Here is a 24,635-nt window from a genome sequence, read left to right as displayed (position 1 = left end):
ACCCGCTCACGCGCCGTTCAACGGCACATTGAGAACAAGCACCATCTCCTCGCCCACGAGAGCCGGCGCCTCGAAGCGTCCGCCATGCGCCTCGGCCACACGGTGGCACAGCGCCAGCACCCAGGCGTAGCGCCCCGCTTCCTGCTGTTCGCTCGCCTGGGCGCGCGCGAACGGTTCCAGCACGTGCGCCAGCGCGTCGTCGGTGAGCGCCGCGCGCGTGGCGTGCCATTGCACTTCCAGCTGGGCGGCAGTGACGCTCGCGCTCGCCGCGAGCGTCACGCTGGCTCCCTGGTCACTTGTTTCCGCCGCGAACACCAGCATCAGCCACAGCGCCTGCGCAATGCGTTCGCGGTCGCCGTCGAGCGCCGCCGCGCCGGTCGTGTCCTGCACGGCGAACGTCACGCCGCGGGCATCGCCGAGCGCGGCGCGGGCGTCGTCCACGGCCTCGCCGATCAGCGCCGCGATGGCGAACGGCGCGCGCTCGATACGCAGCTTGCGCGTTTCGGCGCGCGTGGTATCGACGAGCGTTTCGAGCAGCCGAACCTGCTGTTCCACGCCCGTGCGAATGCCGCCCACCGCACGTTGCGCGGAGGCGTCCGCGTTGTCGAACTTGCGTTCGAGCACGTAGGCCCAGCTATGGATTGCATTGAGCGGGCTGCGCAGATCGTGCGAAACGCGCGAGAGCACGTGGTCGCGCATGAACAGCGCTGCCTCGGCGCACAGGCGCGCCGTGCGCTCGGTGCGGTTTTGCGAAGTCGACACCATCGGATTCCTCGTATTTCGCCACTAGCCGGGCGAGCGGTCCCCCATTATAGGCAGCGCGTAGCGAGCAACCGGCGTGCCCGGCAAGCCGCTGCCCGCCCGGCCCGGCAAAGCGCCTACAATGACGGGTCCAACCTATCCGAATCAGGAGTTTTTCCATGTCTATCGTGACCACCGAATCCGGCCTCAAGTACGAGGACCTGACTGAAGGCACCGGCGCCGAAGCCAAGGCCGGCCAGACCGTCAGCGTGCACTACACCGGCTGGCTGACGGACGGCCAGAAGTTCGATTCGAGCAAGGACCGCAACGACCCGTTCGCCTTCGTGCTGGGCGGCGGCATGGTCATCAAGGGCTGGGACGAAGGCGTGCAGGGCATGAAGGTGGGCGGCGTGCGCAAGCTGACGATTCCGCCGCAACTTGGCTACGGCGTGCGCGGCGCGGGCGGCGTGATTCCGCCGAACGCGACGCTCGTGTTCGAAGTCGAGCTGCTCGACGTCTGACGCCCGCTTGATACTTCACGGCGCTCGCCTTATTTGCAACCGCAACCGGTCAACATGAATCCGCATCACCACGCTCCCGTCACCGCGCCCGGCGTCGAACTGCGCCGCTACGGCGCGATCGAGGAAACCGATCTGCACGATTTTCACCAGATCGTGCTCGGTCTCGACGGCGAGATGGAGATGACCGTGAACGGCCGGGGCGAGCGCATCGACAGCGGTTCCGCCTGGCTCATTCCGGCGGGCGCGCGGCACGACTACATGGGCATCGGCGATAACCGCCAGCTCGTGCTCGACCTGCCCGCGGCAACGCTCGCGGTGCCCGAACGGCTTTTCGACACCGCGCGCGCCGTGCGCCTCGACCCCGCGCTCACGCAGCTCGTGAGCCAGATCGCACAGCGCGCCGCCGCGGCCACACTGCCTCGCGAAGGCGACGAGCTGCGCGCGCGCCGCTTTCACTGGGACGCCTCGGCGCGCCTGTGCGCGGCATTCATCGCACAAACCGGCGTGGCTGCCAGCGCGCAGTTCGGCGCGGCTGCCGGATTGGACTTCGCCCGTATCGACCGCTGGCTGCGCGCGCATCTCGCGCAGCCGCTGCGCATTGCCGATCTCGCCGCGCACTGCGGCTTCGGCATGCGGCGCTTTCATCAGCTTTTTATCGAGGCGTTCGGCGAGACGCCGCATCGCTATCTGCAGCGTCTGCGGCTCGACACGGCGCTCACGCTGCTCGCCGACCCGCGCGCCTCGCTCACCGATATCGCGCTCGAAGTGGGCTTCGGCGACCAGAGCGCGTTCACGCATGCGTTCACGCGCCGCTTCGGGCTCGCGCCCGGCCAGTGGCGCGCGCTGCCTTCGCACTGAGCGCGCAGGCGCGGCTCAATCGCTCAATCGTCGAAGCGGTATTCCCACGCGGCGCGTGCACCCACTGTCACGTGCTGGCCCGCTCCCGTCACCACCATCGCGTTCTGGCCGAACGTAAGGCCGCCGTCCACGCGCGGATCGGCGCGAAACACGGCAAGCGTGTCGAGCGGTTCGGTGGGCCATTGCGCGTCGCGCTCGCCCGTTAGCTGATCGATCGTCGTGATCGGGCAGCGCGCGCAGGGCTTCACGAAGCGCAGCACGATCTCTTCGCCGCCTGAAGCGGATTCGATGGCGAGCGTGTCGATGAAGTCTTCCTCGAACGCATCGCCCACGTCGCCGACGACGATGTTCGGACGAAAGCGCGCCATCGGCACGGGCGGCGCGCCCTTCGCCGCGAGACGCTCGTTGAGTTGCGCGAGCGACGCCTCGCTGGTCACGAGAAGCGGAAAGCCGTCGGCGAATTGCGTGGGCGCGTCTTCGCCGTTCGTCCACTCCTTGCTCGCGAGACGCGTCACGCCGTGCGCGAAGCGCAGCAGGCGCACCGGCACGCCGATCGCCTGCGTGAACCACTGCGCCGCGTGATCGCCTTCGTCGAGCGCCTCGAAATCGTCGTCCCAGACCGAAGCCGGCACGCGCGCCTCGCCGCCGCGCGGCGCGAACGGCAGATGGAGCGCTTCGCTCATGCCCTCCATGGTGAGGCGCACGCCATCGTCGACGAACGCGGGCACGATGCGCGCCATGGCGGCGTACTGGCGCTGCGTGACGAAGCGACCGTTTTCGTCGGCGACCATCCAGTGGCGGTCCCACTCGATGCCCTTCAGGCCGAGCTGCGCATCGTCGAGCGCGATCGCGCCGCATGACTTCACGGGATAGACGAACAACGCACGAACAATGGGCATGGCGAACTCACGGAAAAAAAAGAAAAGGAAATGGGCCGGGCGGCGCCCGGCACACGATGATACAACCGCTGCTTAAAACAGCTTACCGGCTTCGATCCTGCACGCCCAGGCGCAAAAAAGCCCGCTTTTGCATAGGCAGAAAGCGGGCTTGCGGACTCGGCGCAAACGCGAGCATCACGCTCGCGTTCGCCGAAGGGATCACTCCATCGAGAGCTGCAGATGCAACTGCGAGCGGGAGCCGCCGTCCATCGCGTCGCTTGCGGCGTCGCGGTCCGACTGCGCCTGGGGCGCGAGGCGTGCCGTCTCGATATTGTCGAGGTAGGTGCTCGTGATGTCGCCGGTAATGTAGTCGCCGTCGAAGCACGAAGCCTCGAACTCCTTCAGCTCCGGATTGATGTCGCGCACGGCCTGCTTGAGCGATTCCACGTCCTGGTACACGAGGTGATCCGCGCCGATGATGCGCGCCACTTCGTCATCGGTGCGGCCGTGCGCGACGAGCTCGCCGCGCGTGGGCATGTCGATGCCGTAGACGTTCGGGTATTTCACGGGCGGCGCCGCCGAGGCGAAGATCACCTTGGTCGCGCCGGCGTCGCGCGCCATCTGCACGATTTCCTGCGAGGTGGTGCCGCGCACGATCGAGTCGTCGATGATCAGGACGTTCTTGCCCTTGAACTCGATGCCCATGGCGTTGAGCTTCTGGCGCACCGACTTCTTGCGCATGGCCTGGCCCGGCATGATGAAGGTACGGCCCACGTAGCGGTTCTTGAAGAAGCCTTCGCGATACTCCACGCCGAGCTTGTTCGCGACCTGCATGGCTGCGGGGCGCGACGAATCGGGAATCGGCATGACCACGTCGATCTTCACGTCGGGCAGCTCGCGCCTGATCTTCTCGGCGAGATAGTCGCCCATGCGCAGACGGGCGTTATACACGGGCACGCCGTCGAGCACCGAGTCCGGACGCGCGAGATACACGAGTTCGAAGATGCAGGGGTTGAGCGTCGGCGCCGTGGCGCATTGCTGCGAGTGGAAATTGCCGTCGAAGTCGATGAACACCGCCTCACCCGGGCGAACGTCGCGCACGAACTCGAAACCGATGCCTTCGAGCGCCACCGATTCCGATGCGACCATCCACTCGGTGCCTTCGGGCGTCTCCATCTTGCCGATGCACAGCGGGCGAATGCCGAACGGGTCGCGGAACGCGAGCAGACCGTAGCCGGCGATCAGCGAGACGATGGCGTACGAGCCGCGCAGACGGCGGTGCACACCCGAAACCGCCTTGAAGAGCGTCGCCGGATCGAGTTCGAGGCCCGAAGTGGCGAGCTGCACTTCGTGCGCAAGCACGTTGAGCAGCACTTCGGTGTCGGAGTTGGTGTTCACGTGGCGGCGGTCCACGCGGAACATCTCTTCCTTCAACTGTTGCCAGTTCGTGAGATTGCCGTTGTGGGAGAGCACGATGCCGAACGGCGCGTTCACGTAGAACGGCTGGGCTTCTTCTTCGCTCGACGCCGAGCCGGCCGTCGGGTAGCGCACCTGGCCGATGCCGCTGGTGCCGGGGAGGCTGCGCATGTTGCGCGTGCGGAACACGTCGCGCACCATGCCGTTGGCCTTGTGCATGTGGAACGTGCTGCCGTTCGCGGTGGCAATGCCGGCCGCGTCCTGACCGCGGTGCTGCAGCAGCAGCAGCGCGTCATAGAGGAGCTGGTTGACGGGAGAGCGGGAAACTACGCCTACGATGCCGCACATGGCAGGTCCTTCAAAAAAGCGAAATCGGTCGCGGGCCGCCCAGCTTCACCAACACCGGTCGAGCGCCGCAAATGGGCAGTGTTGCCGCGAAGCTGCGCCTCGCATCGCGTCCGATCAGTTTCTGATCAAACGTGAACGTAGGCCGCGAGCGCCTCGGGCAACAGCGGTTTCAGTTCGAGCACGCCCTGCACGGCATAGGGCCGCAGCAGCGCGTGGCGCCAGAAGTCCTGCTGGGGCAGCTCGGTCAGCCCGCCGAGGACGACGAGGATCAGCACCAGCACGACGCCTCGCACGAGGCCGAACATCATCCCGAGCGAACGGTCCACGCCGGACAATCCGCTCACCTGCACCAGACGGCCGATCAGTGCGTTGCCCACGCCGGCTACGAGCACCACGGCAACGACGATCAGCGCGAAGGCGATCAGCCACTGGGTAAGCGCCCCGCCCGGCCAGTTCGCCGGAATCCAGGGCACCACGCGGTCCACGTAGCGGCAGGCCACGAGCAACGCCGCGATCCAGCCGATCAATCCAAAAATCTCGCCGATCAAGCCCCGCCACGCGCCGCGCAGCGCCGACAGGCCGATCACCGCCATTACAGCGTAGTCGAATGCCGTGAACATCGACGGCTTATTCCGCGTTGGCGTTCGAGCCCGCCATCAGGCCGGCGCCGCGCACCCTGGCGATCGCCGCCGTGGCCGAGGCGCGGTCCGGGAACGGGCCCGCGCGCAGCAGCGTGCGCGTCGTGCCGTCTGCTTCCTTACGCTGTTCGGTATATGCGGGTACGCCCGCCGCTTTCAACTTCGTTACCCAGTTGTTCGCCGTCGTGCCATTCGAGAACGCGCCGAGCTGCACCGCGTAACGCGCGCCCGGGGGCGCCGCCGGCGTGCCGGATTCGGCTTTCGCGCCGTTGCCGTCGCGGCTCTCGGCGTTGTCGTTTGCGGCAGTTGTCTGCTTGCTGTTCGCGGCAATGGCCGTGCTGGCCGACACCGCCGGCCTGGCAGCCGGCTTTTGCGTTTGAGCGGTTTGGGTCGACTGGGCCGGAGCGGTTGCCGCCTGGGCGGGCTTTTTGGCAGCCGTTGCCGGCGTGTTGTCCGTGCTTTGCGCACTCTGCGTGGCCGCGGCGCCCGAAGCGGCAGCGAGGCCCGACGCGCCAGGCGTCGCTTGCGCGGGCGCGGGATCGTCGGGGGCGACGCCGGCTTGCGTGTCTTCGGCGTCGTGCTGGCGCGCGGCGGCCTTGTCGGCCGGGCGGCTCGGAATGTCGATGGCGATGTCGTCGGTGACGGGTTTCGGGTGCGAATCGAGCACCATCGGCAGGATCACGATGGCCGCGAGCACCAGCGCGATCGCACCGACAAGACGGCGGCGCGCGCGTTGCTTTTCAGGGAGCGTGGGGTCGAGCAGCATGGCTTCGGCGTCGCCCGACCGGTCCGGCCGGCGGCTGCGCCGCTCCACGCGCGCGCCCGGATTGCTGCGCCGGCTGGAGCCGGACTCAGTGCCGCGCCGGCGGGGCGCGTCAGCGTCATCTTTCTTGCCGAACGAGAAAATTCCCATGTATGGCTTGCTGTTGGCCTACCTGGCCTGTCTTACGTGGGCGGCGTGCGGTGCCGGGCGGTCAGTGCTGCTGCGACTTTCGCCAGGCCATGACCCCGGCAACCGTCAGAAAACTTCCGAAAACAATAATTCTATCATTTTCGGTTGCACGTTTTAGCGCATCTTGGAAGGCGGCAGCGGGATTTTCGTGGCGCGTGACGCTGCTATTAGCGCCGTCCGTCACGCCCGCATCGCGCAGCACGTCTTCGAGCTGCACGGCCGTGGCCGCGCGCGGCAGCGGCAGATCCGTCACGCACCAGTGGTCGATCTCGCCCTTCAGGTGCTCGATCACGCCCGCGATGTCCTTGTCGCGCATCGCGCCGAACACCGCGTAGGTGTACGGGAAATAGCCCATGCTGCCGAGGTTTTGCGCGAGCACGGCTGCCGCGTGCGGGTTGTGGCCGACGTCGAGGATGATCGACGGCTTGCCCGGCAGCACCTGGAAGCGCCCCGGCAGTTCGACGTTGGCGAGGCCGAGGCGGATGTCCTGCGCGGAAACCGGCAGCCTCGCGCGCAGCGACTCGAGGCCCGCGAGCGCGGCCGAGGTGTTGATCAGCTGGTTCGCGCCGCGCAGCGCCGGATAGGCCAGCGCCGAGCGCCGCATCGTCGGGCCCACGTAGCTCCATTGCTGGCGCTCGTTGCCGGGTTGCCCTTCGTAGCGGAAATCGCGGCCGAAGAGCCACAGTTCGGCGCCGATCGCCTCAGCATGGTCGATGAGCGACTGCGGCGCCATCGGATCGGCGCAGATCGCGGGCTTGCCCGCCCGGAAGATGCCGGCCTTCTCGAACGCGATCTTCTCGCGCGTGTCGCCGAGGTATTCGGTGTGATCGAGGTCGATGCTCGTGATGATCGCGCAATCGGTGTCGAGCACGTTGACGGCGTCCAGACGCCCGCCGAGACCCACCTCGAAGATCACGGCGTCGAGCCCGCGCGAGGCGAACAGATGCATGATCGCGAGCGTCGTGAACTCGAAGTACGTGAGCGTAACGGGCGTGGCGAGCGCATTGCGCCCGGCTTCCACGGCCTCGAAGTGCGGCAGCAGCTCGGCGTCGCTGACCTGCTGGCCGTCCACGCGCGCGCGCTCGTTGAACTCGAGCAGATGCGGCGAGGTGTGGCAGCCCACGTGATAGCCCGCCTTGAGCAGGATCGTTTCGAGGATCGCGCAGGTCGAGCCCTTCCCGTTCGTGCCGCCAACCGTGATGATCGGGCAGTCGAACTTGAGGTTCAGCGCGTCCTTCACCTGACGGATGCGGTCCAGCCCCATGTCGATGCCGACCGGATGCGCAGTTTCGAGGTGCGTGAGCCACGCGTCGAGGGTGGGAAAGGTACTCATCAGGATGGAAATTGCCAGGTGCTGCGCGTGAGACGCCGCCGGCGGCGGAGGGTTCACGCGAATGATCCGCTTCGAAAGAACGGCATTATCGCGGAAATGACAACGCGCCGCTTGCTTTCGCTCGCGGCGCGTTGGGTAGAGCGTTGCGGCTTGCGGCTTGCGGCGCACGCAGCGCCGCGGATCGCTCAAGGCAGGGCTCAAGCCACCGCGTCGGCGGGCTGACGCTGCAGCAGCGCCAGCATTTGCGCGATTTCGTCGCGCAGCTTGCGGCGATCCACGATCATGTCGATCGCGCCCTTCTGCAGCAGGAATTCGGCGCGCTGGAAGCCTTCCGGCAGCTTTTCGCGCACGGTCTGCTCGATCACGCGCGGGCCGGCAAAGCCGATCAGCGCCTTCGGCTCGGCGATCACCACGTCGCCAAGGAACGCGAAGCTCGCCGAAACGCCGCCCATCGTCGGGTCGGTCAGCACGGAAATGAACGGCAGCCGGGCTTCGGCCAGCTTCGTCAGCATGGCCGTGGTCTTGGCCATCTGCATGAGCGAAAGCAGGCTTTCCTGCATGCGCGCGCCGCCCGAAGCCGTGAAGCAGATGAACGGCACTTGCTGCTCGAGCGCGTTTTGCGCGCCGCGCGCGAAACGCTCGCCGACCACCGAACCCATCGACCCGCCCATGAACGAGAACTCGAAGCAGGCCACCACCACGGGCAGCGTGCGGATCGCGCCGCCCATCACCACCATGGCGTCGGTTTCGCCGGTTTCGTCCATCGCCTCTTTCAGGCGGTCCGGATACTTGCGGCTGTCCTTGAACTTGAGCGCGTCGACCGGGATGATTTCCTGACCGATTTCATAGCGGCCTTCCGGATCGAGCAGGCCGTCCAGACGCTCGCGCGCGCCAATGCGCATGTGGTGATCGCACTTCGGGCAGACGTGGAGATTCGCCTCGACGTCGTTGCGGTACAGAACCGCTTCGCACGACGGGCACTTGATCCACAACCCTTCCGGAATGCTCTTGCGGCTTTTCGGATCGGTTTGCTTGATCTTGGGCGGCAGCAGTTTATCGAGCCAGCTCATTGATGTTCCTTCCTTGACCTTCGTGATGCGCGGGCGCGGCGGACCGTTTCATCGTCCGATCGGTAAAACCGACCGGGTTCCGACCCCGACCGCGCATGGCGAAAAGTGGATTTTACAGCAGTCTCGAATCCAGCCAACTACGCCAGGGCCTGCGGCCTACGCGACGGAGACCTCATCCAGCGCCGCGCGTATGCCCGTGATGAACTGCGTGAGTGTGTCGGCGGCCGTCTCCGGCGTGGCCTGTTCGAGCAACTGAACAATGCGGCTGCCGATCACCACGGCGTCCGACACCTGCGCAACAGCAGCGGCCGTTTGCGCGTCGCGAATGCCGAAGCCCACGCCCACGGGCAGCGAGACATGTTTCTTGATCGCCGGGATTTTACCCGCGATGCTCGAAACGTCCAGATTCGCGGCGCCCGTCACGCCCTTGAGCGAGACGTAATAAACATAGCCGCTCGCGGCCTGACCCACTTCCGCGATTCGTTCATCCGTCGAAGTCGGCGCGAGCAGAAAGATCGGATCGATGTCGGCGGCCTTCATCTTCGCCGCGAACTCGACCGACTCCTCGGGCGGATAGTCCACCACGAGCACGCCGTCCACGCCCGCTTCCTTCGCGGCCTGCGCGAAGGCGTCGGCACCCATGCGTTCGATGGGATTCGCGTAGCCCATCAGCACGACGGGCGTCTTGTCGTCGGTTTCGCGAAAGCGCTTCACGTCGGCGAGCACGCTCTTGAGCGTCACGCCCTTCTCGAGCGCGCGCTCGGACGACTGCTGGATCACGGGACCGTCGGCCATCGGGTCGGAAAACGGCACGCCCAGCTCGATGACATCGGCGCCGCCGGCCGCCAGCGCGTGCATGAACTCGACGGTTCGTGCGGGATCGGGGTCGCCTGCCGTCATGAAAGGGATCAGGCCTTTGCGGCCTTGGGCGGCGAGCGCCTCGAACGTGGTTTTGATACGGGACATTTCAGGATCCTCAGCTTTTAGGCGTTACTGGGCGTGGGTCCGGCGGCGGCGCATCAGGCACCGGCCGCGACGGCGCATGCGGCGGCCGCGCTGACGCGTTCGCGCGCGATCGCGCAGTAACTTTCGTTAATTTCATAGCCGACGAATTCGCGCTGCTGACGCGTGCAAGCCACTGCCGTGGTGCCGCTGCCCATGAACGGGTCCAGCACGCGGCCGCCCGGCGGGCAGCTCGCGAGCACCATGCGCTCGACGATTTCCAGGGGCTTCTGGGTGGGATGATCCACGCGCTCCGCGTGCTGGCGGTGCAGACGCGAGACGGACCAGACGTCCTTGGGGTTGTAGCCGAGTTCCAGCCACTTGCTGCCTTCGAACAACTTGCGCGAACGCGCCTTCTTCGTGGCGGCATCGTACGGGATGCGGACGGGATCGAGATCGAAGTAGTAATCCTTCGACACCGCGAAGAAACCGATGTTGTCGTGCACCGAGGTGAAACGGCGCGTCGTGCCACCCATGCTGGGGACGCGACGATCCCAGACGATCTCGTTGATCATCGTGAGTTTCGACTTGAGATAGACGAAGATCTCGGGCGCGTACTGCCACGTGCAGAACACGTAGAGCGAGCCCGTGGGCTTGAGCTTCGGAATCGCCAGGTCGAGCCATTCGTACGTCCAGGCGAGAAAGTTCTCGCCCGAACGCATGTCGGAGTCGTTGCCGTAGTCCTTGCCGAGCCCGTAGGGCGGGTCGGCGACGATCAGGTCGATCGAGGCGTCGGGCAGGCTGGCTGCATCGGTCAGAAAATCGCGGTTCAGGAGCCGGATGGTTTCCGGCACCGTGGCGAGTGCGGGTGACCCGGCGGCTGCGTTGGCGAACGCTTCGGCGGCTTCCAGAGCAGCCGCATTTGCGTTCACCTCGGCATTCACCTCAGTGTTCACCTCGCCCACGGGCGCCGGCACTTCCGGCTCGTCGAACTCGTCACGCATCTTTTGCGTCGCTCCGGGCGCTCAGAACTGGATGCCCGATCGCTCGGCGACCGTGTGCATGTCCTTGTCGCCCCGGCCCGACAGGTTCACCAGCAGGATTTTCTCCTTCGGCAACGTGGGCGCGAGCTTCGCCGCGTATGCGAGCGCATGGCTCGATTCGAGCGCGGGAATGATGCCTTCGATACGGCAGCAGTCATGGAAAGCCTTGAGCGCTTCCTCGTCGTCGATGGTCACGTACTGCGCGCGGCCACTGTCCTTGAGCCACGCGTGCTCGGGACCGACGCCCGGATAGTCGAGGCCCGCCGAGACCGAATGCGTCTCGATGATCTGGCCGTTCTCGTCCTGCAGCAGATACGTGCGGTTGCCGTGCAGCACGCCCACGGTGCCCGCCGCGAGCGAAGCGGCGTGACGGCCCGTCTCCATGCCGTCGCCGGCGGGCTCGACGCCGATCAATTGCACGGAACTGTCGTCGATATACGGGTAAAAGATGCCCATCGCGTTCGAACCGCCGCCCACGCAGGCGATCACGGAGTCGGGCTGGCGGCCCGTCATTTCGGGCATCTGCACGCGGCATTCGTCGCCGATCACGCGCTGGAAGTCGCGCACCATCATCGGGTACGGGTGCGGGCCCGCCACAGTGCCGATGATGTAGAAGGTGTTTTCGACGTTGGTGACCCAGTCGCGCATGGCTTCGTTGAGCGCATCCTTGAGCGTGCGCGAGCCCGACTCGACCGGAACCACGGTCGCGCCCAGCAGCTTCATGCGGTAGACGTTGGCGGCCTGGCGGCGCACGTCCTCGGCGCCCATGTAGACCACGCACTCCATGCCGAAGCGCGCCGCGATGGTGGCCGTGGCCACGCCGTGCTGACCTGCACCGGTTTCGGCGATCACGCGCGGCTTGCCCATGCGCTTCGCGAGCAACGCCTGACCGATCACGTTGTTCACCTTGTGCGCGCCGGTGTGATTCAGGTCTTCGCGCTTGAGGTAGATCTGCGCGCCGCCCAGCAGTTCGCTCCAGCGCTGTGCGTGATAGATCGGCGACGGACGGCCGACGAAATGCTTCAACTCGCGCTCATACTCGGCGCGGAAGTCGGGATCGTCCTTGTATTTCGCGTAGGCGTCGCGCAGCTCGTCGATCGCCTGCATGAGGGTTTCAGCAGCGAACACGCCGCCATAAGGGCCGAAATGGCCGCGTTCATCTGGCAAATTGTACATAAGTCACTCGCTCGGCCGGACCTGGAAGGACCCGCATTGCGCGGGCCGTGCCGGCCAAAGGGGCATCTGCCCCGGATTCATCCCGCGTCCGCTTCGCGCACTGCGCGCACGAACGCCGCCATGCGGGCGTGATCCTTCACGCCCTTTGCGCCCGGAACCTCGATGCCACTGGAGACATCGACAGCGAACGGACGCACCTGGCGAATCGCATCACCGACGTTTTGCGCGTTCAAGCCACCACTCAAAACGGCCCGACGCGCGAGCCCTGCGGGAATAAGTGACCAATCGAAGACCTTTCCGCCGCCGCCGTAACCTTCGACATGGGTGTCGAACAACAGGCCGCTGGCTGATGAATAACGATTAGCCGATTCTATCAAATCGGCCTGCTGAGTATCGGCCGCTACACGTAGCGCGCGCAACCAGGGCAAACCGGCAACGGACGCCAGCGACTCGCACTGCTCGGGCGTTTCGTCGCCGTGGAACTGCAGCATGGTGAGCGAGACGTTGCTCGCCACTTCGCTCATCCACTGCGGCGTGGCGTTCACGAAGAGGCCCACCACCGAAACGAACGGCGGCAGGTCGTGCGTGAGCTCGACCGCCTGCGCCACGCTCACCGAACGGGGGCTCGGCGGGTAGAACACGAAACCGACGGCGTCGGCGCCGAGGTCGACGGCGTGCGCAACCGCCTCGGGCGTCGAAAGTCCGCACAGCTTGATGCGGGTGCGGTGCGCGGGGGCGAGTTGCTCGGCTGACGTCATGGTTCCAGGTGTAGTGTTGGTTTCAATGATTCAATTCCGATGCTTCAAGCGCGCCGCGATTGCGGGTGCGACCCGCGGAGCAGCCTCAGGCACGGCCTTCGGGCGCATCGCTCCAGATCGCGCTCCACGGCACGCTGGCGGTATGCGGCGCGGGTACCGCGAACTCATCAGGATAGCCTACCTGGGCGAGATAGAGGCCATCGGGCATGAAGGTCGGCGCGGCCACGGTGCGGTCGCGGCCCGCCAGCACCTCGGCCATCCACGCGGCCGGATAGCGCCCTCGCCCCACGGCCACGAGGCAACCCATGAGGTTGCGCACCATGTGGTGCAGGAACGCGTTGGCGCGAAAGCGGAAGTGGATGAAGTCGCCCTGCGGCCGGATGTCGATCTGGTACAGATGCTTGACCGGCGTCTTCGCCTGGCACTCCGACGACCGAAACGACGAAAAATCGTGCTCGCCGATGAGGTGCGCCGCCGCCTCGCGCATGGCATCGACGTCGAGCGGCGTGTGGATCCAGCCCGCGCGTGCCGCCAGCATCGGCGAGCGCACGGGGTTCACGTAGAGTACGTAGTAGTAGGTGCGCTCGAACGCCGCGAAGCGCGCGTGGAACGCCTCGGGCATCGGCTTGGCCCATTGCACGGCCACCGTGGAGGGCAGGAACGCATTGGTGCCGCGCACCCACGAGAACGGCGTGCGGTCGAGGCCGGTGTCGAAGTGCACCACCTGGCCGAGTCCGTGCACGCCCGTGTCGGTGCGGCCGGCGACGACGGTGGGCAGCGGCACGGTGGCGAACTCGCGCAGCGCGCGCTCGAGCGCGTCCTGCACCGTCTTGCCGTGCGGCTGCGACTGCCAGCCGCAAAACGCGGCGCCGTCGTACTGGATTCCTAGCGCGATACGCATACGGCTTGCAGCAGCGTCACGAAAGCGGAGCGAGCGTCGACAGCAACGCCTGCGCGTCGCTGCGCGTGGCGGGATCGTTCGACTCGATCACTTCGTTGATGAGCGAGCGCGCGCCGGACACATCGCCAAGCGCGATGTATTCGTGCGCGAGATCGAGCTTGTTGCGCGCGATGCGCGCGAGCTGCTCGGGCGTGAAGACCGGCAGCGGCTCGGCCGCATCGGGCGGCAGGTTCAGGTCGAAGTCGAGCGTGAGCGCGCCAAAGCGCGGCGCGCCGAGGCCCGCGAGCGCGCCTGCGCCTGCCGTACCCGCCTCGATGGCCTGGCCCGCCAGCGGCGCAGGCGGCTCGAAGAACGGCGCCGCGAGACGCGCCGAGGCCTCGGGCGTGGCGGCCGGCTCGGTCGAGAGCGGCTGCGTGGGCATGACCGGCTCCCCGATGCGCGGCGGCAGGGGCAGGTCGAGGCCGCCCAGCGCCTCGACGGCATCGTGCGGGAACGCGATCGGTACTGCGGCGTAGCTCGTGTCTTCTTCGGTGACTGTGGGTGCTGACGGAATTTCTGGTGCGGTACGCGGCGCCGGGGGGCGCTCGAAGGCTTCACCGATGGGCGGAGTCGCGACGGGCGGTTCGGCCTGCGGCGTTTGCGCGGCTGGCGCGGCTTGCGGTACGCCATCGCCGAAATCGAGCGCGATATCGGGCGCAGCAGGCTGTTGGGCGCGCGCCGGCTCCTCCAGCGTGCGCGCCAGCGCCTCGGCGTCTTCGGCTGTACGCGGCGCACCAGCACTTTCGGGCGGCAGCGCATCCGCCCCCAGCGCCGCCGCGGCGGCGAGGCTTGCGACTTCGGTCGCGTCGGCAAGCGTCTGCGGTTCGCCCGGTTCGACGCCATGCGGCAGTTCGTGTGCTGCGTGAACTTCCTGCGCCACCGCGGGCCCTTGCGGGGCGGCCGGGTGCAGCGTCTCCGTGAGGGTCGGCGGCGGCGCTTCGTCGTGCTCGAGCGGCGCGGCCGTCACAACTGGCGTGGGCACCGGCGTGATCGTGGCTTCGTCCGCGGCGGGTTCGGCCGGCTCGACCGGCGGCGCAAACTGCGCTTCCTCCACGGGCGCGACGTCGTTCACGCCCGGTTCATCCCCGGCGCGCGTAACCGGCTCGCGCAATACCGGCGTTTCCTCGGCCGCAGGCGCGGCAGCCACGGCGGCGGCGGCCGATCCAGACGGCGTCGGCTCGTGCGCTTCGGACGAGACCTCAGGCGCCTGATCAGCCGGTTTCTTTCGCTTGCGCATGAGCAGGCGCACGAACAACGCCAGCAGCGCCACGACGACCGCCGCCACGGCACCCATGGCGATCGGCGAGACTTCCGGTTGGCCGCCAGCCGGGCCGGCGTTCGCCGCGCCGTTCTGCACAGGCGCGCCACCTTGCGCAACAGGCGCACCTGCGGAAGCGCCGCCCGCCGTCTGCGCCGGCTTGCCGATGCCGTGCTGCTGCAACGCCATCAGCACGCGGTTCTTCAAGGCTAGAAGCTGCTGCAGGCTGGAGACCGTCACGGGCGCGCCCTTCGCGCTCTGGGCCGATGCGCCGCTGGCCGGGGCCGACTGGATCGAACCGCTCCACACGTGCGCGTCGCTGGCCGCCGGCGCCGCTGCGCTGGCGCCCAGCGCAGCGGCGCCCGAAGCGCCTTGCGCAGCCGCTTCGGGGCTGCTCGCTGGGACTGCCGAAGCCGTTGCCGAGGCCGTTGTTGCAGTCGTCGCGGCAGTGCTGGCCGAACTCGCGCCGCCCGTCGCGGCGGCAGCCGCCGACGATGCAGCCGCTACCGCCTCAGCGGCAGCGCTCGAAGCAGCAGCGCTCGAAGCAGCGGTGGGTGTGCTGGCAGGCGCAGCCGCCGCGGGCGCGCTGGCGGCAGCCGAAGCGCCCGCCGAAGCCGCCCCACCGGATGCCGCCGTGATGCCCGCCGCCGCGCTGGAAACGTCCGGCGTAGCCGGCACGTTCAGCGTCGCACCCACGCGCATGCGGCTGGGATCCTGCTTGATGAACGCACCGGGATTCGCATTGAAGAGCGCCTGGCTCATGCGTGCGAGCGTGGCCTTGTCGTGCGACTGCGTGACGTCGACGGCCACGTCGTGCAACGACTGGCCGGGACGAACCGTGTATTGTCCAGCGATGCCCACCGCCGCCGCGGCGGAAGACGCACCCGTGGCAGCACTGGCGGCAGCGCCTGGCGCCGCACTCGCGCCGCCCTGCGCAGCGGCGAAGCCGCAGAACAGGAAACTCGCCGCCGCCACGGTGGCGCGGATGGCGCGCCGCCCTTGGGCGCGCTTCGCGCGAGGCGCGGCGGAAACAGAATCAAATCGAACGATCATCAGTTGCCCTGGCATACCGCTCTTGCGGCTGTCGATCAAATAGGAGTGTGCTGCGGGGCGATTGCATCGATGCATGCAATAAAAGCATGCAATAAAAAAGCGCCGCGACTGGCGCGGCGCTTTTCACCCTGTCTACGCGTCATTAGCCGCGTAGTTTAATTCATTCACTTGTCGAGCAGAATGCGCAACATGCGGCGCAGCGGTTCAGCCGCACCCCACAGCAGCTGGTCGCCCACTGTGAAGGCCGACAGATACTCGCCGCCCATCGCCAGCTTGCGCAGACGGCCCACCGGCACCGACAGCGTACCCGTGACCACGGCCGGCGACAGATCGCGCATCGAAGCCTCGCGCTGGTTCGGCACGACCTTGACCCAGTCGTTGGCCGAGGCGAGGATGCCGTCGATCTCGTCGAGCGGCACGTCCTTCTTCAGCTTGATCGTGAGCGCCTGCGAATGGCAGCGCATCGCGCCGATACGCACGCACAGGCCGTCCACCGGAACCGAGCCCGGCTGGCCCATGGCCGGCTTGCCGAGAATCTTGTTGGTTTCCGCGCCGCCCTTCCACTCTTCCTTCGACATGCCGTTGCCGAGGTCCTTGTCGATCCACGGAATCAGCGAGCCCGCGAGCGGCACGCCGAAGTGTTCGGTCGGCATGGCGTCGCTGTTCATGGTGGCGAGCACCTTGCGGTCGATGTCGAGGATCGCCGACGACGGATTCGCCAGGTCGCTCGCAACCGATGCGTGGAGCGCGCCCATCTGCGAGAGCAGTTCGCGCATGTTCTGCGCGCCCGCGCCCGAAGCGGCCTGGTAGGTCATGGCCGTCATCCAGTCGACGAGGTTCTCGCGGAACAGGCCGCCCAGCGCCATCAGCATGAGGCTGACCGTGCAGTTGCCGCCGACGAAGTCCTTCTGACCCTTGACCAGCGCGTCCTTGATGACGTCGAGGTTGACCGGGTCGAGGATGATGACGGCGTCGTCCTTCATGCGCAGCGCCGAGGCCGCGTCGATCCAGTAGCCGTTCCAGCCCGCCGCGCGCAGCTTCGGATACACCTCGTTGGTGTAGTCGCCGCCTTGTGCAGTGATGATGATGTCGCACTTCTTGAGCTCGTCGACGCTGTTCGCGTCCTTGAGCTTCGTCTCGTTTTTGGCGAACGACGGAGCCGCGCCGCCTGCATTGCTGGTGCTGAAAAACACCGGTTCGATCAGGTCGAAATCACGTTCTTCCTGCATGCGCTGCATCAGCACGCTGCCGACCATGCCGCGCCAACCTACGAGACCTACGTTCATGACTAACCCTTGAGATGGACACTTCCCCGCTTCGCTCGCCCGGCGTGGCCGCGCGGGGAAGATGAGCGGGCACGACGAGCGATCAACGAATGGTGATCGTTTTCGTAATCGTGGTTTTCGTGGTAATGGCGAGCGAAATCGCGCGGGCCGTGCCGCGGATGTTCGTAACAGTCGTGATCGGGGAGATCTTCGCCATCGAAGCAATATACACGAAACAGTTGAATTGCGCGGAAAAAACCATACTTTCCGCTATTTGCGACGCCCGTTCATCAGGCGCGCGAAGCAAAAAAGGCATGCCTGGAACGGCATGCCCTTTGTGCGGCGTTAGAGCGCTGCGATCACGGCGTCGCCCATTGCCACCGTGCCGACCTGCTTGCAGTCCGGCGTGACGATGTCGGCGGTGCGATAGCCTTGTTCGAGCACCTTCTTCACCGCGTTCTCGATGCGGTCCGCCTGCTCCGGACGACCGAGCGAGTAACGCAGCATCATGGCAGCCGAAAGGATCGTGGCGAGCGGGTTGGCGATGCCCTTGCCCGCGATATCCGGCGCCGAACCGTGCGACGGCTCGTACAGACCCTTGTTGTTCTTGTCGAGCGAAGCCGAGGGCAGCATGCCGATCGAGCCTGTGAGCATCGCGGCTTCGTCCGAGAGAATGTCGCCGAACATGTTGCCGGTCACCACCACGTCGAACGCCTTCGGCGCCTTCACGAGCTGCATGGCCGCGTTGTCGACGTACATGTGCGACAGCTCGACGTCCGGATATTCCTTCGAGACATCGATCATGATGTCCTTCCAGAATTGCGACGTTTCGAGCACGTTGGCCTTGTCGACCGAGGTCAGCTTCTTCTGGCGCTTTTGCGCGGCCTGGAACGCCACGTGAGCGATGCGGCGCACTTCCGGCTCCGCATAGCGCATCGTGTCGAAGCCTTCGCGCGCGCCCTTGAAGTTGCCGTCCGGCGCTTCGCGCGTGCCGCGCGGCTGGCCGAAGTAGATGTCGCCGTTCAGTTCGCGCACGATCAGGATGTCGAGGCCCGAAACGATTTCCGGCTTCAGCGACGACGCCCCCGTGAGCTGCGGATAGCAGATCGCCGGACGGAAATTCGCGAACAGTTCCAGATGCTTGCGCAGGCCGAGAATGGCCTGCTCCGGACGCAGCGCGCGCTCCAGCTTGTCGTACTTCCAGTCGCCCACGGCGCCGAACAGGATCGCGTCGGCGGATTTAGCCAGCGCGAGCGTTGCCTCGGGCAGCGGGTGGCCGCTTGCCTCGTAGCCCGCGCCGCCAACGGGCGCCTCTTCCAGCTCGAACTTTTCGTCGAGCGCGTTGAGCACCTTGACGGCTTCCTTGACGATCTCGGGACCGATGCCGTCGCCCGGCAGCACTGCAATCTTCATCCTGTGATTCCTCGCTCAGTTGTTCGGTGTGCGTTTATTCTCCGCGTATCAAAGCACGCGGTTGTTCAGCCACGGCTGGCGCGCGAGACGCTCGGCTTCGTACTGGCGGATCTTGTCGGCGTGACGCAGCGTGAGGCCGATGTCGTCGAAGCCGTTCAGGAGGCAGTAGCGGCGGAACGCGGCCACTTCGAACGGGTATTCCTTCGAGCCGTCCGTCGTGCGCACGACCTGCTTGTCCAGATCGATCGTGAGCTGGAAGCCGTTGAACGCGTATGTCTCGTTGAACAGGTGATCGACATCCGATTCGGAAAGTACGATCGGCAGCAGGCCGTTCTTGAAGCAGTTGTTATAGAAGATGTCCGCGAAGCTCGGCGCGATGATCGCGCGGAAACCGTACTGGTCGAGCGCCCACGGCGCGTGCTCGCGCGAGCTGCCGCAGCCGAAGTTCTTGCGCGTGAGCAGGACCGACGCGCCCTGATAACGCGGCTGGTTCAGCACGAAATCCGGATTGAGCGGACGCTTCGAGTTGTCCTGGCCCGGCTCGCCGTGGTCGAGGTAACGCCATTCGTCGAAGGCATTCGGCCCGAAGCCGGTGCGCTTGATCGACTTGAGGAACTGCTTGGGAATGATCGCGTCGGTATCGACATTCTCGCGATCGAGCGGCGCCACGACGCCGGTGTGTACGATGAATTTTTCCATGATCGTGTAGCCTTACCCCAGCTTGCGAATGTCGACGAAATGGCCTTCGATTGCCGCCGCGGCTGCCATGGCCGGGCTCACGAGGTGCGTGCGGCCACCCGCGCCCTGACGGCCTTCGAAGTTGCGGTTCGAGGTGGACGCGCAGCGCTCGCCCGGCTCCAGCCGGTCGGCGTTCATCGCGAGACACATCGAGCAGCCCGGCTCGCGCCATTCGAAACCGGCTTCGGTGAACACCTTGTCGAGGCCTTCGCGCTCGGCTTGCGCCTTCACGAGACCCGAGCCCGGCACGACCATCGCGAGGCGGATGTTCGGCGCCACGCGGCGGCCGAGCTTCTTCACGACGTAAGCGGCGGAGCGCAGGTCTTCGATGCGCGCGTTCGTGCACGAGCCGATGAAAATCTTGTCGGGCTTGATCGACTCGATCGGCGTATTCGGTTCGAGCGCCATGTATTGCAGGGCGCGTTCCATCGCGTCGCGTTTGACCGGGTCTTTCTCGCGCTCGGGGTCCGGCACGCGGCTGTCGACGGCCGTGACCATTTCCGGCGACGTGCCCCACGTGACCTGCGGCACGATGTCGGCCGCGCTCAGCTCGACCACGCGGTCGAAGTGCGCGCCTTCGTCGCTGCGGAAGTTCTTCCAGTACTCGACGGCCTGGTCCCACTCCGCGCCTTGCGGTGAGAACGGACGGCCCTTGAGGTATTCGATCGTGGTGTCGTCCACGGCGACCATGCCGGCGCGCGCGCCGCCTTCGATCGCCATGTTGCACACGGTCATGCGGCCTTCCATCGTGAGGCTGCGGATCATCGAGCCGCCGAACTCCATGGCGTAGCCCGTGCCGCCCGCCGTGCCGATCTTGCCGATGATCGCGAGCACGATGTCCTTCGCGGTGCAGCCGCGCGGCAGTTGCCCCTCGACCTTCACGAGCATGTTCTTGCTCTTTTTTTGCAGGAGCGTTTGCGTGGCCAGCACGTGCTCGACTTCCGAGGTGCCGATGCCGTGCGCGAGCGCACCGAACGCGCCGTGCGTGGACGTGTGCGAGTCGCCGCAGACGATGGTCATGCCGGGCAGCGTCGCGCCCTGCTCCGGACCGACGATGTGCACGATGCCCTGGCGCTGGTCGGCCATCTTGAACTGCGTGATGCCGAAGGCGTCGCAGTTCGAATCGAGCGTGTCCACCTGCAGCTTCGAGACCGGGTCGGCGATGCCGTGGCTGCGGTCCGTGGTCGGCACGTTATGGTCGGACACGGCCAGGTTCGCGCTGATGCGCCACACCGGGCGTTCGTGCATCTTCAGGCCTTCGAAAGCCTGCGGACTGGTGACTTCGTGCAACAGATGACGGTCGATGTAGAGAATCGTCGTGCCATCGTCTTCCGTGTGGACCACATGCGTGTCCCACAATTTGTCGTAGAGCGTCTTTGCCATGATGTGCGGGGAGATGTTTGTCTGCGGGGCAATACGGTGTGAGTCGATTATGCCACGCGAAACCCGCCCGCCACAGGGCTCACTCCGAAAAAAGCGATAAAAAACAGGGGGTTATGGTGGTAGTCGCGATACCTGTATCAGCGTTACCCGGCCAGTGCCGATGTCGTGGCGCATCCGTGCCGCGCCGTAGCGGGCGCGCGCGCCGGTCATTTGTTGAAGGGATTCGGGAGGCAAAAAAGGGGATGCGCCGGCCCGACCACGACCGGCGCAAGTTGGTTACCGCTGTGAGAACGGTGAAACATGGGCTCCGGGTTCCGCGACACAGGGGGGGCCGCATCGCCGAAGTCCATGGCTGTCTAACGGCAAATTCGCGCCAGGGTTTAATCGGGGCGAATGCGCGGGGCGAATACGGGGCTCCAGAACGGTGCGCGGGTGCGCCGGCAATTCAATTCGTCATCCTGATTATCTGCACCCTTCACCCGCGTCTGGCGGTCGTATCCACAGGCTGCACGACGAATCACCCAGGTGACATTGCGATCGGGCACGAGGTTTGCGAGACGAGCCCGGCCGCACGGAATTCCACTTTGTGATTTCATTACACCCAATAAACGACGCCGCGGCCGGCCAGGCAAACCCGGAGGCTTCATGCCACTCGCAATCCGCACTGCGCAACAACGAAAAAGCAGAATAAAACCAGCGGCGCCGCGCCGCCCGCGTGCCGCGCGGCGTGCGTCTCTCGCCGCCGCGGCATGCGCCCTCGTTATGCTCGCCCTGCGCGCCCAGGCGCAAACCCCCTCGCCGCTCGGCGAATGGCAATACTCCGCAGGCATTCCGCTCGAAAAGATGTTCGAGCCGAACCGTCCCGACTTCGAGGCGCGGCTCGGCGTGGGCGCGACCTTCGAACCGCGCTACGACGGCTCGGACCGCTATCACACGCTGGTCGGGCCGAGCATCGACCTGCGCTACAAGGACATTCTGTTCGGCTCGACGGGCGAAGGTTTCGGCGTCAACGTTCTGCAGGGTCCGAACTGGCGCGTGAGCGTCGCCGCGGCCTACGACCTCGGGCGGCGTGGGCAGGACGACCCGACGCGGCTGCACGGCATGGGTAACATCAACCCGGCGCCGGAATTGAAGATAGCCGGCGAATATGTGATTTCGAAGGACTTTCCGCTCGTGTTCCGTACTGCGTTCACGCGCAGCTTCGGCGGTTCGAATGGCTGGACTGCGGACCTCGGCGCCTATATGCCGCTGCCGGGCAGCAACCAGAGCTTCTACTGGTTCGCCGGCCCCTCGGTCACCTTCGCCGACTCGAACTACATGCAGAGCTGGTTTGGCGTGACGCCGCAGCAGGCGGCCGCATCGGGTTACCGTCAGTACGACGCGAGCGCGGGCCTCAAGTCGGCCGGCTTCGGCATCACCATGGTGTACTTCGTCAACAAACACTGGTTCGTGAGCGCGGACGGCGCCATCAAGCGCCTGCTCGGCAGCGCTTCGCACAGCCCGATCATCCAGTCGAAGACGGGCGGCGTTTGCGACGTCTCGATCAACTACCAGTTCTAGCGTCGCCCGCACAAGTCGAAGAACACGCTCGGCACGTATTAAGGTCACACCCGGCTCAAACGGAGCGCTCCCCGCACTCCTCGTTTTTCGCTCATTTTGCTCTGCCATAAAGGATTCGTCGTGCGTCAATCAGGCCGTGCAGTGTGTCTCAGCGATGAGCGCCGCCGTGCATGCCACCCGCCCCGCTCCAGACGCCGCCATGACCACCGTGGAAACCGCCATGAAATCCGCCGTGCATGCCTGGCGCCGGATGCATATGCGGGCCGCCCGGAAAGACGTGATCCATGTGATGAAAGTGATGGAAGTGATCGACGAACACGAACGAGCCGCCCACGAACACCGGCGGCCACCAGCCATACCATGGGCCGGCGTACCAGGTCGTCGCGTCGGTCCATGCCACGGGGTAGACCTGCGTGCCGTCGTTACCCTGCACGATCTGCCAGGTGCCGTCGGGCTGCAGGCAGGCGAGGCCGCTGATGACCTGCGGTGTGCCGTCGATCTCTGCCGTGCCGGTGACGGTGCGGCAGCCGGGCGGCGGGTAATACGACGCGTCCGCGGCCTGCTGCGACGCGACCGGTGCCGTGCAGGCGCCCAGCAAACAGGCCAGCGCAGTGAAGGCGAGAAGTTTGCGCATGATGTCGCCCCTCTCGACGGACCGGCCTCGCGGCGCACGGGCTGTGCGCCTTGGCCGTGAAGACTCCGTCGGTACGCCTGGCACGCGGCGCGCGAGTGGCTCGCGCGGGCCGCGTGTCATCTGCAAAACGAGGGGCGCAGGGGCGCTATTCCTTTGCGCTAGCCGCGAATGGCCGGGCCCTCATTACGACTTGTATCCGCGACTTGTTTGCGCCAATGGGGCGTGCCGCGTTTCACGCCTGCCACCGCTTGACGAACTCCCGTATATCGCCGTTCACACGCGCGGCGTGGTTGAAATACATGCCATGCGTGCCGCCCTCATACACCTTTAGCGTCGCGTGTTCGAGCGCGTCCGCGGTGGGACGTCCGGTGATCTCGAGCGGCGCCGAGGCGTCGCAATCGCCGTGCAGCACGAGCGCCGGCACGTCGATCGCGGCCAGTTCGCGGCGGAAGTCGGTGACCATCTGCACGCGCGACAGTTGGACCGCGGCATGGAGCGACGCGCCCAGCATCATGTCGGCTGTCCACTGAATGACCGTGTGCGACGTACCGGGGCCAAAGTAAGCTTCGGCGCGCCGCGAAATCCAGTCGGGAAACGACGTGAGCATCTCTTCGATGGACGCTTCGAAGAGGCTCGCATCGAGCCCGCCGGGATTGTCAGCAGTCTTGAGCAAACAGGGCGTCGATGCAGGGGAAACCAGCACGACGCCCGCCACGCGGCGCGAGCCGTGACGGCTCAAATAACGCACGATCTCGCCGCTCGCGAACGAATGGCCGACCAGCGTGACTCGCGCCAGACCACGGGCGGCGAGTACGGCTTCGAGATCGTCGGCGAGCGTGTCGTAGTCGTAGCCGCGGCCCGGGTCGCTCGAGCGTCCATGCCCGCGGCGGTCGTAGGCCACGCAGCGAAAGCCCGCGGCCGCGAGCGGCGCGCACTGGTAGTTCCACATGTCGGCGTTGAGCGTCCAGCCCGAGAGGAACACGAGCGGCACGCCATCGCCCCAGTCGCGATAGTGCAGCGCGGTATCGTCGTCGACGTTGATGTAGCCGGGTTGGCGGGCGTTGAAGGTGTCGCGTGTCATGGTCGTCGCTCCTTGCGGGTGGGGTGTGCCGATGAGCGACATGGTGGCCGATGCCGTGCGCGCTGACGATTACGTCGGAGGTAATGGCCATGCGTGTGCGGCGAAGACGCATGAGCGCGCTGCACGCAAGCGCACCACGCCGGTGCTAGATTCGTCACACGTACAGCCCGGGAGACAAGCATGAGCAATACCTCGCCGCGTCCGGCCTTCGGGTCTGCCGTCTACTATCGCGACCCGTTCGCCGCGCTCGACTGGCTCGAAAAGGCGTTCGGCTTTACGCGTCAGCAGTTCTACGGCGACCGCGTCTATGTGGCATGCGACCCCGAAGGCCACGTGTGGAGCTTCGGCGAAACCGTGCGCGAGGTCACGCGCGAAGAAGCACAAGTGGCGAGCGGGCTGAAGATCGATGGCTGGATCTAACCGCGGCCGCGGCTACTGCCAAAGAAAACGCCCCGACGGGCGAGAACCCGTCGGGGCGTTTGCGTGAGCGCTTGCACGCGGCGCGGCGTCTGTCGCGCGGCGTGGCAAAGCGAAACCGCTTAGCGTTGCGAAATCGGCTTCGCTTCGCGCGGCGTTTCGCCGATGAACAGCTGGCGCGGACGGCCGATCTTCTGCTCGGGGTCGGCGATCATCTCG

24 protein-coding genes are annotated in these 24,635 nt (G+C 66.2%); 4 read left to right on the top strand and 20 right to left on the bottom strand.

Features of this window, described 5'->3' with window-relative positions:
* Positions 1-6: 6 nt before the first annotated feature.
* Positions 7-765 (bottom strand): sensor histidine kinase, encoded by a 759-nt coding sequence (locus tag C7411_RS21815; protein ID WP_110386144.1) that lies wholly within the window; start codon positions 763-765, stop codon positions 7-9.
* A gap of 155 nt (positions 766-920) precedes the next feature.
* Here C7411_RS21815 and C7411_RS21810 point away from each other — a divergent pair, with 155 nt between their 5' ends.
* Both C7411_RS21810 and C7411_RS21805 read left to right on the top strand, forming a co-directional pair.
* Complete coding sequence (locus C7411_RS21810) at positions 921-1,262, top strand: FKBP-type peptidyl-prolyl cis-trans isomerase (protein WP_028202932.1); 342 nt, start codon at positions 921-923, stop codon at positions 1,260-1,262.
* Positions 1,263-1,316: 54 nt separating this feature from the next.
* The gene (locus tag C7411_RS21805) at positions 1,317-2,120 is read left to right on the top strand and encodes an AraC family transcriptional regulator (RefSeq protein WP_110386143.1); all 804 of its coding nucleotides are present in this window, start codon (positions 1,317-1,319) and stop codon (positions 2,118-2,120) included.
* A 23-nt stretch (positions 2,121-2,143) separates the two neighbouring features.
* Here C7411_RS21805 and C7411_RS21800 read toward each other — a convergent pair whose 3' ends face one another.
* The 17 genes from C7411_RS21800 to leuC form a co-directional block, all read right to left on the bottom strand.
* On the bottom strand, positions 2,144-3,019 hold the full coding sequence (locus C7411_RS21800; RefSeq protein WP_110386142.1) for an MOSC domain-containing protein: 876 nt from the start codon (positions 3,017-3,019) through the stop codon (positions 2,144-2,146).
* A 198-nt stretch (positions 3,020-3,217) separates the two neighbouring features.
* On the bottom strand, positions 3,218-4,762 hold the full coding sequence (purF, locus tag C7411_RS21795) for an amidophosphoribosyltransferase (protein ID WP_110386141.1): 1,545 nt from the start codon (positions 4,760-4,762) through the stop codon (positions 3,218-3,220).
* 125 nt (positions 4,763-4,887) lie between these two features.
* On the bottom strand, positions 4,888-5,382 hold the full coding sequence (locus C7411_RS21790) for a CvpA family protein (protein ID WP_110386140.1): 495 nt from the start codon (positions 5,380-5,382) through the stop codon (positions 4,888-4,890).
* Between the two features lie 7 nt (positions 5,383-5,389).
* The gene (locus C7411_RS21785) at positions 5,390-6,313 is read right to left on the bottom strand and encodes an SPOR domain-containing protein (protein WP_110386139.1); all 924 of its coding nucleotides are present in this window, start codon (positions 6,311-6,313) and stop codon (positions 5,390-5,392) included.
* A gap of 61 nt (positions 6,314-6,374) precedes the next feature.
* Complete coding sequence (folC, locus tag C7411_RS21780) at positions 6,375-7,685, bottom strand: bifunctional tetrahydrofolate synthase/dihydrofolate synthase (protein WP_110386253.1); 1,311 nt, start codon at positions 7,683-7,685, stop codon at positions 6,375-6,377.
* 197 nt (positions 7,686-7,882) lie between these two features.
* Positions 7,883-8,755 (bottom strand): acetyl-CoA carboxylase, carboxyltransferase subunit beta, encoded by an 873-nt coding sequence (accD, locus tag C7411_RS21775; protein WP_042272776.1) that lies wholly within the window; start codon positions 8,753-8,755, stop codon positions 7,883-7,885.
* 156 nt (positions 8,756-8,911) lie between these two features.
* The gene (trpA, locus tag C7411_RS21770) at positions 8,912-9,721 is read right to left on the bottom strand and encodes a tryptophan synthase subunit alpha (RefSeq protein ID WP_110386138.1); all 810 of its coding nucleotides are present in this window, start codon (positions 9,719-9,721) and stop codon (positions 8,912-8,914) included.
* Between the two features lie 53 nt (positions 9,722-9,774).
* Positions 9,775-10,701, bottom strand: a complete 927-nt coding sequence (locus tag C7411_RS21765) for a DNA-methyltransferase (RefSeq protein ID WP_110386137.1) — start codon at positions 10,699-10,701, stop codon at positions 9,775-9,777.
* Positions 10,702-10,722: 21 nt separating this feature from the next.
* The gene (gene trpB, locus C7411_RS21760) at positions 10,723-11,916 is read right to left on the bottom strand and encodes a tryptophan synthase subunit beta (RefSeq protein WP_110386136.1); all 1,194 of its coding nucleotides are present in this window, start codon (positions 11,914-11,916) and stop codon (positions 10,723-10,725) included.
* Between the two features lie 77 nt (positions 11,917-11,993).
* Complete coding sequence (locus C7411_RS21755; protein WP_110386135.1) at positions 11,994-12,674, bottom strand: phosphoribosylanthranilate isomerase; 681 nt, start codon at positions 12,672-12,674, stop codon at positions 11,994-11,996.
* Positions 12,675-12,759: 85 nt separating this feature from the next.
* On the bottom strand, positions 12,760-13,575 hold the full coding sequence (gene truA, locus C7411_RS21750; RefSeq protein WP_110386134.1) for a tRNA pseudouridine(38-40) synthase TruA: 816 nt from the start codon (positions 13,573-13,575) through the stop codon (positions 12,760-12,762).
* Between the two features lie 16 nt (positions 13,576-13,591).
* Positions 13,592-15,925 (bottom strand): FimV/HubP family polar landmark protein, encoded by a 2,334-nt coding sequence (locus tag C7411_RS21745; protein ID WP_165822855.1) that lies wholly within the window; start codon positions 15,923-15,925, stop codon positions 13,592-13,594.
* Between the two features lie 164 nt (positions 15,926-16,089).
* Positions 16,090-17,211 (bottom strand): aspartate-semialdehyde dehydrogenase, encoded by a 1,122-nt coding sequence (asd, locus tag C7411_RS21740; protein ID WP_110386132.1) that lies wholly within the window; start codon positions 17,209-17,211, stop codon positions 16,090-16,092.
* Between the two features lie 82 nt (positions 17,212-17,293).
* Complete coding sequence (locus C7411_RS37095) at positions 17,294-17,506, bottom strand: hypothetical protein (RefSeq protein WP_133253687.1); 213 nt, start codon at positions 17,504-17,506, stop codon at positions 17,294-17,296.
* Between the two features lie 29 nt (positions 17,507-17,535).
* Positions 17,536-18,603, bottom strand: coding sequence for a 3-isopropylmalate dehydrogenase (gene leuB, locus C7411_RS21735; protein WP_110386131.1), 1,068 nt, complete (start codon positions 18,601-18,603; stop codon positions 17,536-17,538).
* Between the two features lie 48 nt (positions 18,604-18,651).
* Positions 18,652-19,302, bottom strand: coding sequence for a 3-isopropylmalate dehydratase small subunit (leuD, locus tag C7411_RS21730; RefSeq protein WP_042272794.1), 651 nt, complete (start codon positions 19,300-19,302; stop codon positions 18,652-18,654).
* Between the two features lie 12 nt (positions 19,303-19,314).
* Positions 19,315-20,724: a 3-isopropylmalate dehydratase large subunit gene (leuC, locus tag C7411_RS21725; RefSeq protein WP_110386130.1), complete on the bottom strand. Its 1,410-nt coding sequence runs from the start codon at positions 20,722-20,724 to the stop codon at positions 19,315-19,317.
* Positions 20,725-21,486: 762 nt separating this feature from the next.
* On the opposite strand from leuC, the gene C7411_RS21720 reads away from it, so the two are divergent.
* Positions 21,487-22,284 (top strand): MipA/OmpV family protein, encoded by a 798-nt coding sequence (locus tag C7411_RS21720; RefSeq protein WP_110386129.1) that lies wholly within the window; start codon positions 21,487-21,489, stop codon positions 22,282-22,284.
* A gap of 148 nt (positions 22,285-22,432) precedes the next feature.
* Here the strand turns inward: C7411_RS21720 and C7411_RS21715 are convergent, their stop codons facing one another.
* Together C7411_RS21715 and C7411_RS21710 are read right to left on the bottom strand one after the other, a co-directional pair.
* Positions 22,433-22,918, bottom strand: coding sequence for a hypothetical protein (locus C7411_RS21715; protein WP_110386128.1), 486 nt, complete (start codon positions 22,916-22,918; stop codon positions 22,433-22,435).
* Between the two features lie 232 nt (positions 22,919-23,150).
* Positions 23,151-23,999, bottom strand: a complete 849-nt coding sequence (locus tag C7411_RS21710; protein ID WP_110386127.1) for an alpha/beta fold hydrolase — start codon at positions 23,997-23,999, stop codon at positions 23,151-23,153.
* 180 nt (positions 24,000-24,179) lie between these two features.
* Here C7411_RS21710 and C7411_RS21705 point away from each other — a divergent pair, with 180 nt between their 5' ends.
* On the top strand, positions 24,180-24,419 hold the full coding sequence (locus C7411_RS21705) for a hypothetical protein (RefSeq protein ID WP_110386126.1): 240 nt from the start codon (positions 24,180-24,182) through the stop codon (positions 24,417-24,419).
* The last annotated feature ends 216 nt before the right edge of the window (positions 24,420-24,635 follow it).

Origin of the sequence: Paraburkholderia silvatlantica (assembly GCF_003096715.1) — a bacterium.
GTDB lineage: Bacteria > Pseudomonadota > Gammaproteobacteria > Burkholderiales > Burkholderiaceae > Paraburkholderia > Paraburkholderia silvatlantica.
The sequence above is the reverse complement of the archived record's forward strand: the minus strand, read 5'-3'. Positions and strand labels throughout refer to the sequence as shown.

Excerpts from the sequence above, each read along its gene's own strand:
- C7411_RS21705 (WP_110386126.1), top strand. The coding sequence starts at position 24,180 with ATGAGCAATACCTCGCCGCGTCCGGCCTTCGGGTCTGCCGTCTACTAT.
- C7411_RS37095 (WP_133253687.1), bottom strand. The coding sequence starts at position 17,506 with ATGCCTTTTTTGCTTCGCGCGCCTGATGAACGGGCGTCGCAAATAGCG.
- truA (WP_110386134.1), bottom strand. The coding sequence starts at position 13,575 with ATGCGTATCGCGCTAGGAATCCAGTACGACGGCGCCGCGTTTTGCGGC.
- C7411_RS21710 (WP_110386127.1), bottom strand. The coding sequence starts at position 23,999 with ATGACACGCGACACCTTCAACGCCCGCCAACCCGGCTACATCAACGTC.
- C7411_RS21785 (WP_110386139.1), bottom strand. The coding sequence starts at position 6,313 with ATGGGAATTTTCTCGTTCGGCAAGAAAGATGACGCTGACGCGCCCCGC.
- C7411_RS21810 (WP_028202932.1), top strand. The coding sequence starts at position 921 with ATGTCTATCGTGACCACCGAATCCGGCCTCAAGTACGAGGACCTGACT.
- C7411_RS21715 (WP_110386128.1), bottom strand. The coding sequence starts at position 22,918 with ATGCGCAAACTTCTCGCCTTCACTGCGCTGGCCTGTTTGCTGGGCGCC.
- C7411_RS21745 (WP_165822855.1), bottom strand. The coding sequence starts at position 15,925 with ATGATCGTTCGATTTGATTCTGTTTCCGCCGCGCCTCGCGCGAAGCGC.
- trpA (WP_110386138.1), bottom strand. The coding sequence starts at position 9,721 with ATGTCCCGTATCAAAACCACGTTCGAGGCGCTCGCCGCCCAAGGCCGC.
- C7411_RS21800 (WP_110386142.1), bottom strand. The coding sequence starts at position 3,019 with ATGCCCATTGTTCGTGCGTTGTTCGTCTATCCCGTGAAGTCATGCGGC.
- purF (WP_110386141.1), bottom strand. The coding sequence starts at position 4,762 with ATGTGCGGCATCGTAGGCGTAGTTTCCCGCTCTCCCGTCAACCAGCTC.
- accD (WP_042272776.1), bottom strand. The coding sequence starts at position 8,755 with ATGAGCTGGCTCGATAAACTGCTGCCGCCCAAGATCAAGCAAACCGAT.
- C7411_RS21790 (WP_110386140.1), bottom strand. The coding sequence starts at position 5,382 with ATGTTCACGGCATTCGACTACGCTGTAATGGCGGTGATCGGCCTGTCG.
- C7411_RS21815 (WP_110386144.1), bottom strand. The coding sequence starts at position 765 with ATGGTGTCGACTTCGCAAAACCGCACCGAGCGCACGGCGCGCCTGTGC.
- trpB (WP_110386136.1), bottom strand. The coding sequence starts at position 11,916 with ATGTACAATTTGCCAGATGAACGCGGCCATTTCGGCCCTTATGGCGGC.
- C7411_RS21805 (WP_110386143.1), top strand. The coding sequence starts at position 1,317 with ATGAATCCGCATCACCACGCTCCCGTCACCGCGCCCGGCGTCGAACTG.
- leuD (WP_042272794.1), bottom strand. The coding sequence starts at position 19,302 with ATGGAAAAATTCATCGTACACACCGGCGTCGTGGCGCCGCTCGATCGC.
- leuB (WP_110386131.1), bottom strand. The coding sequence starts at position 18,603 with ATGAAGATTGCAGTGCTGCCGGGCGACGGCATCGGTCCCGAGATCGTC.
- folC (WP_110386253.1), bottom strand. The coding sequence starts at position 7,685 with ATGAGTACCTTTCCCACCCTCGACGCGTGGCTCACGCACCTCGAAACT.
- C7411_RS21765 (WP_110386137.1), bottom strand. The coding sequence starts at position 10,701 with ATGCGTGACGAGTTCGACGAGCCGGAAGTGCCGGCGCCCGTGGGCGAG.
- C7411_RS21720 (WP_110386129.1), top strand. The coding sequence starts at position 21,487 with ATGCTCGCCCTGCGCGCCCAGGCGCAAACCCCCTCGCCGCTCGGCGAA.
- C7411_RS21755 (WP_110386135.1), bottom strand. The coding sequence starts at position 12,674 with ATGACGTCAGCCGAGCAACTCGCCCCCGCGCACCGCACCCGCATCAAG.
- leuC (WP_110386130.1), bottom strand. The coding sequence starts at position 20,724 with ATGGCAAAGACGCTCTACGACAAATTGTGGGACACGCATGTGGTCCAC.
- asd (WP_110386132.1), bottom strand. The coding sequence starts at position 17,211 with ATGAACGTAGGTCTCGTAGGTTGGCGCGGCATGGTCGGCAGCGTGCTG.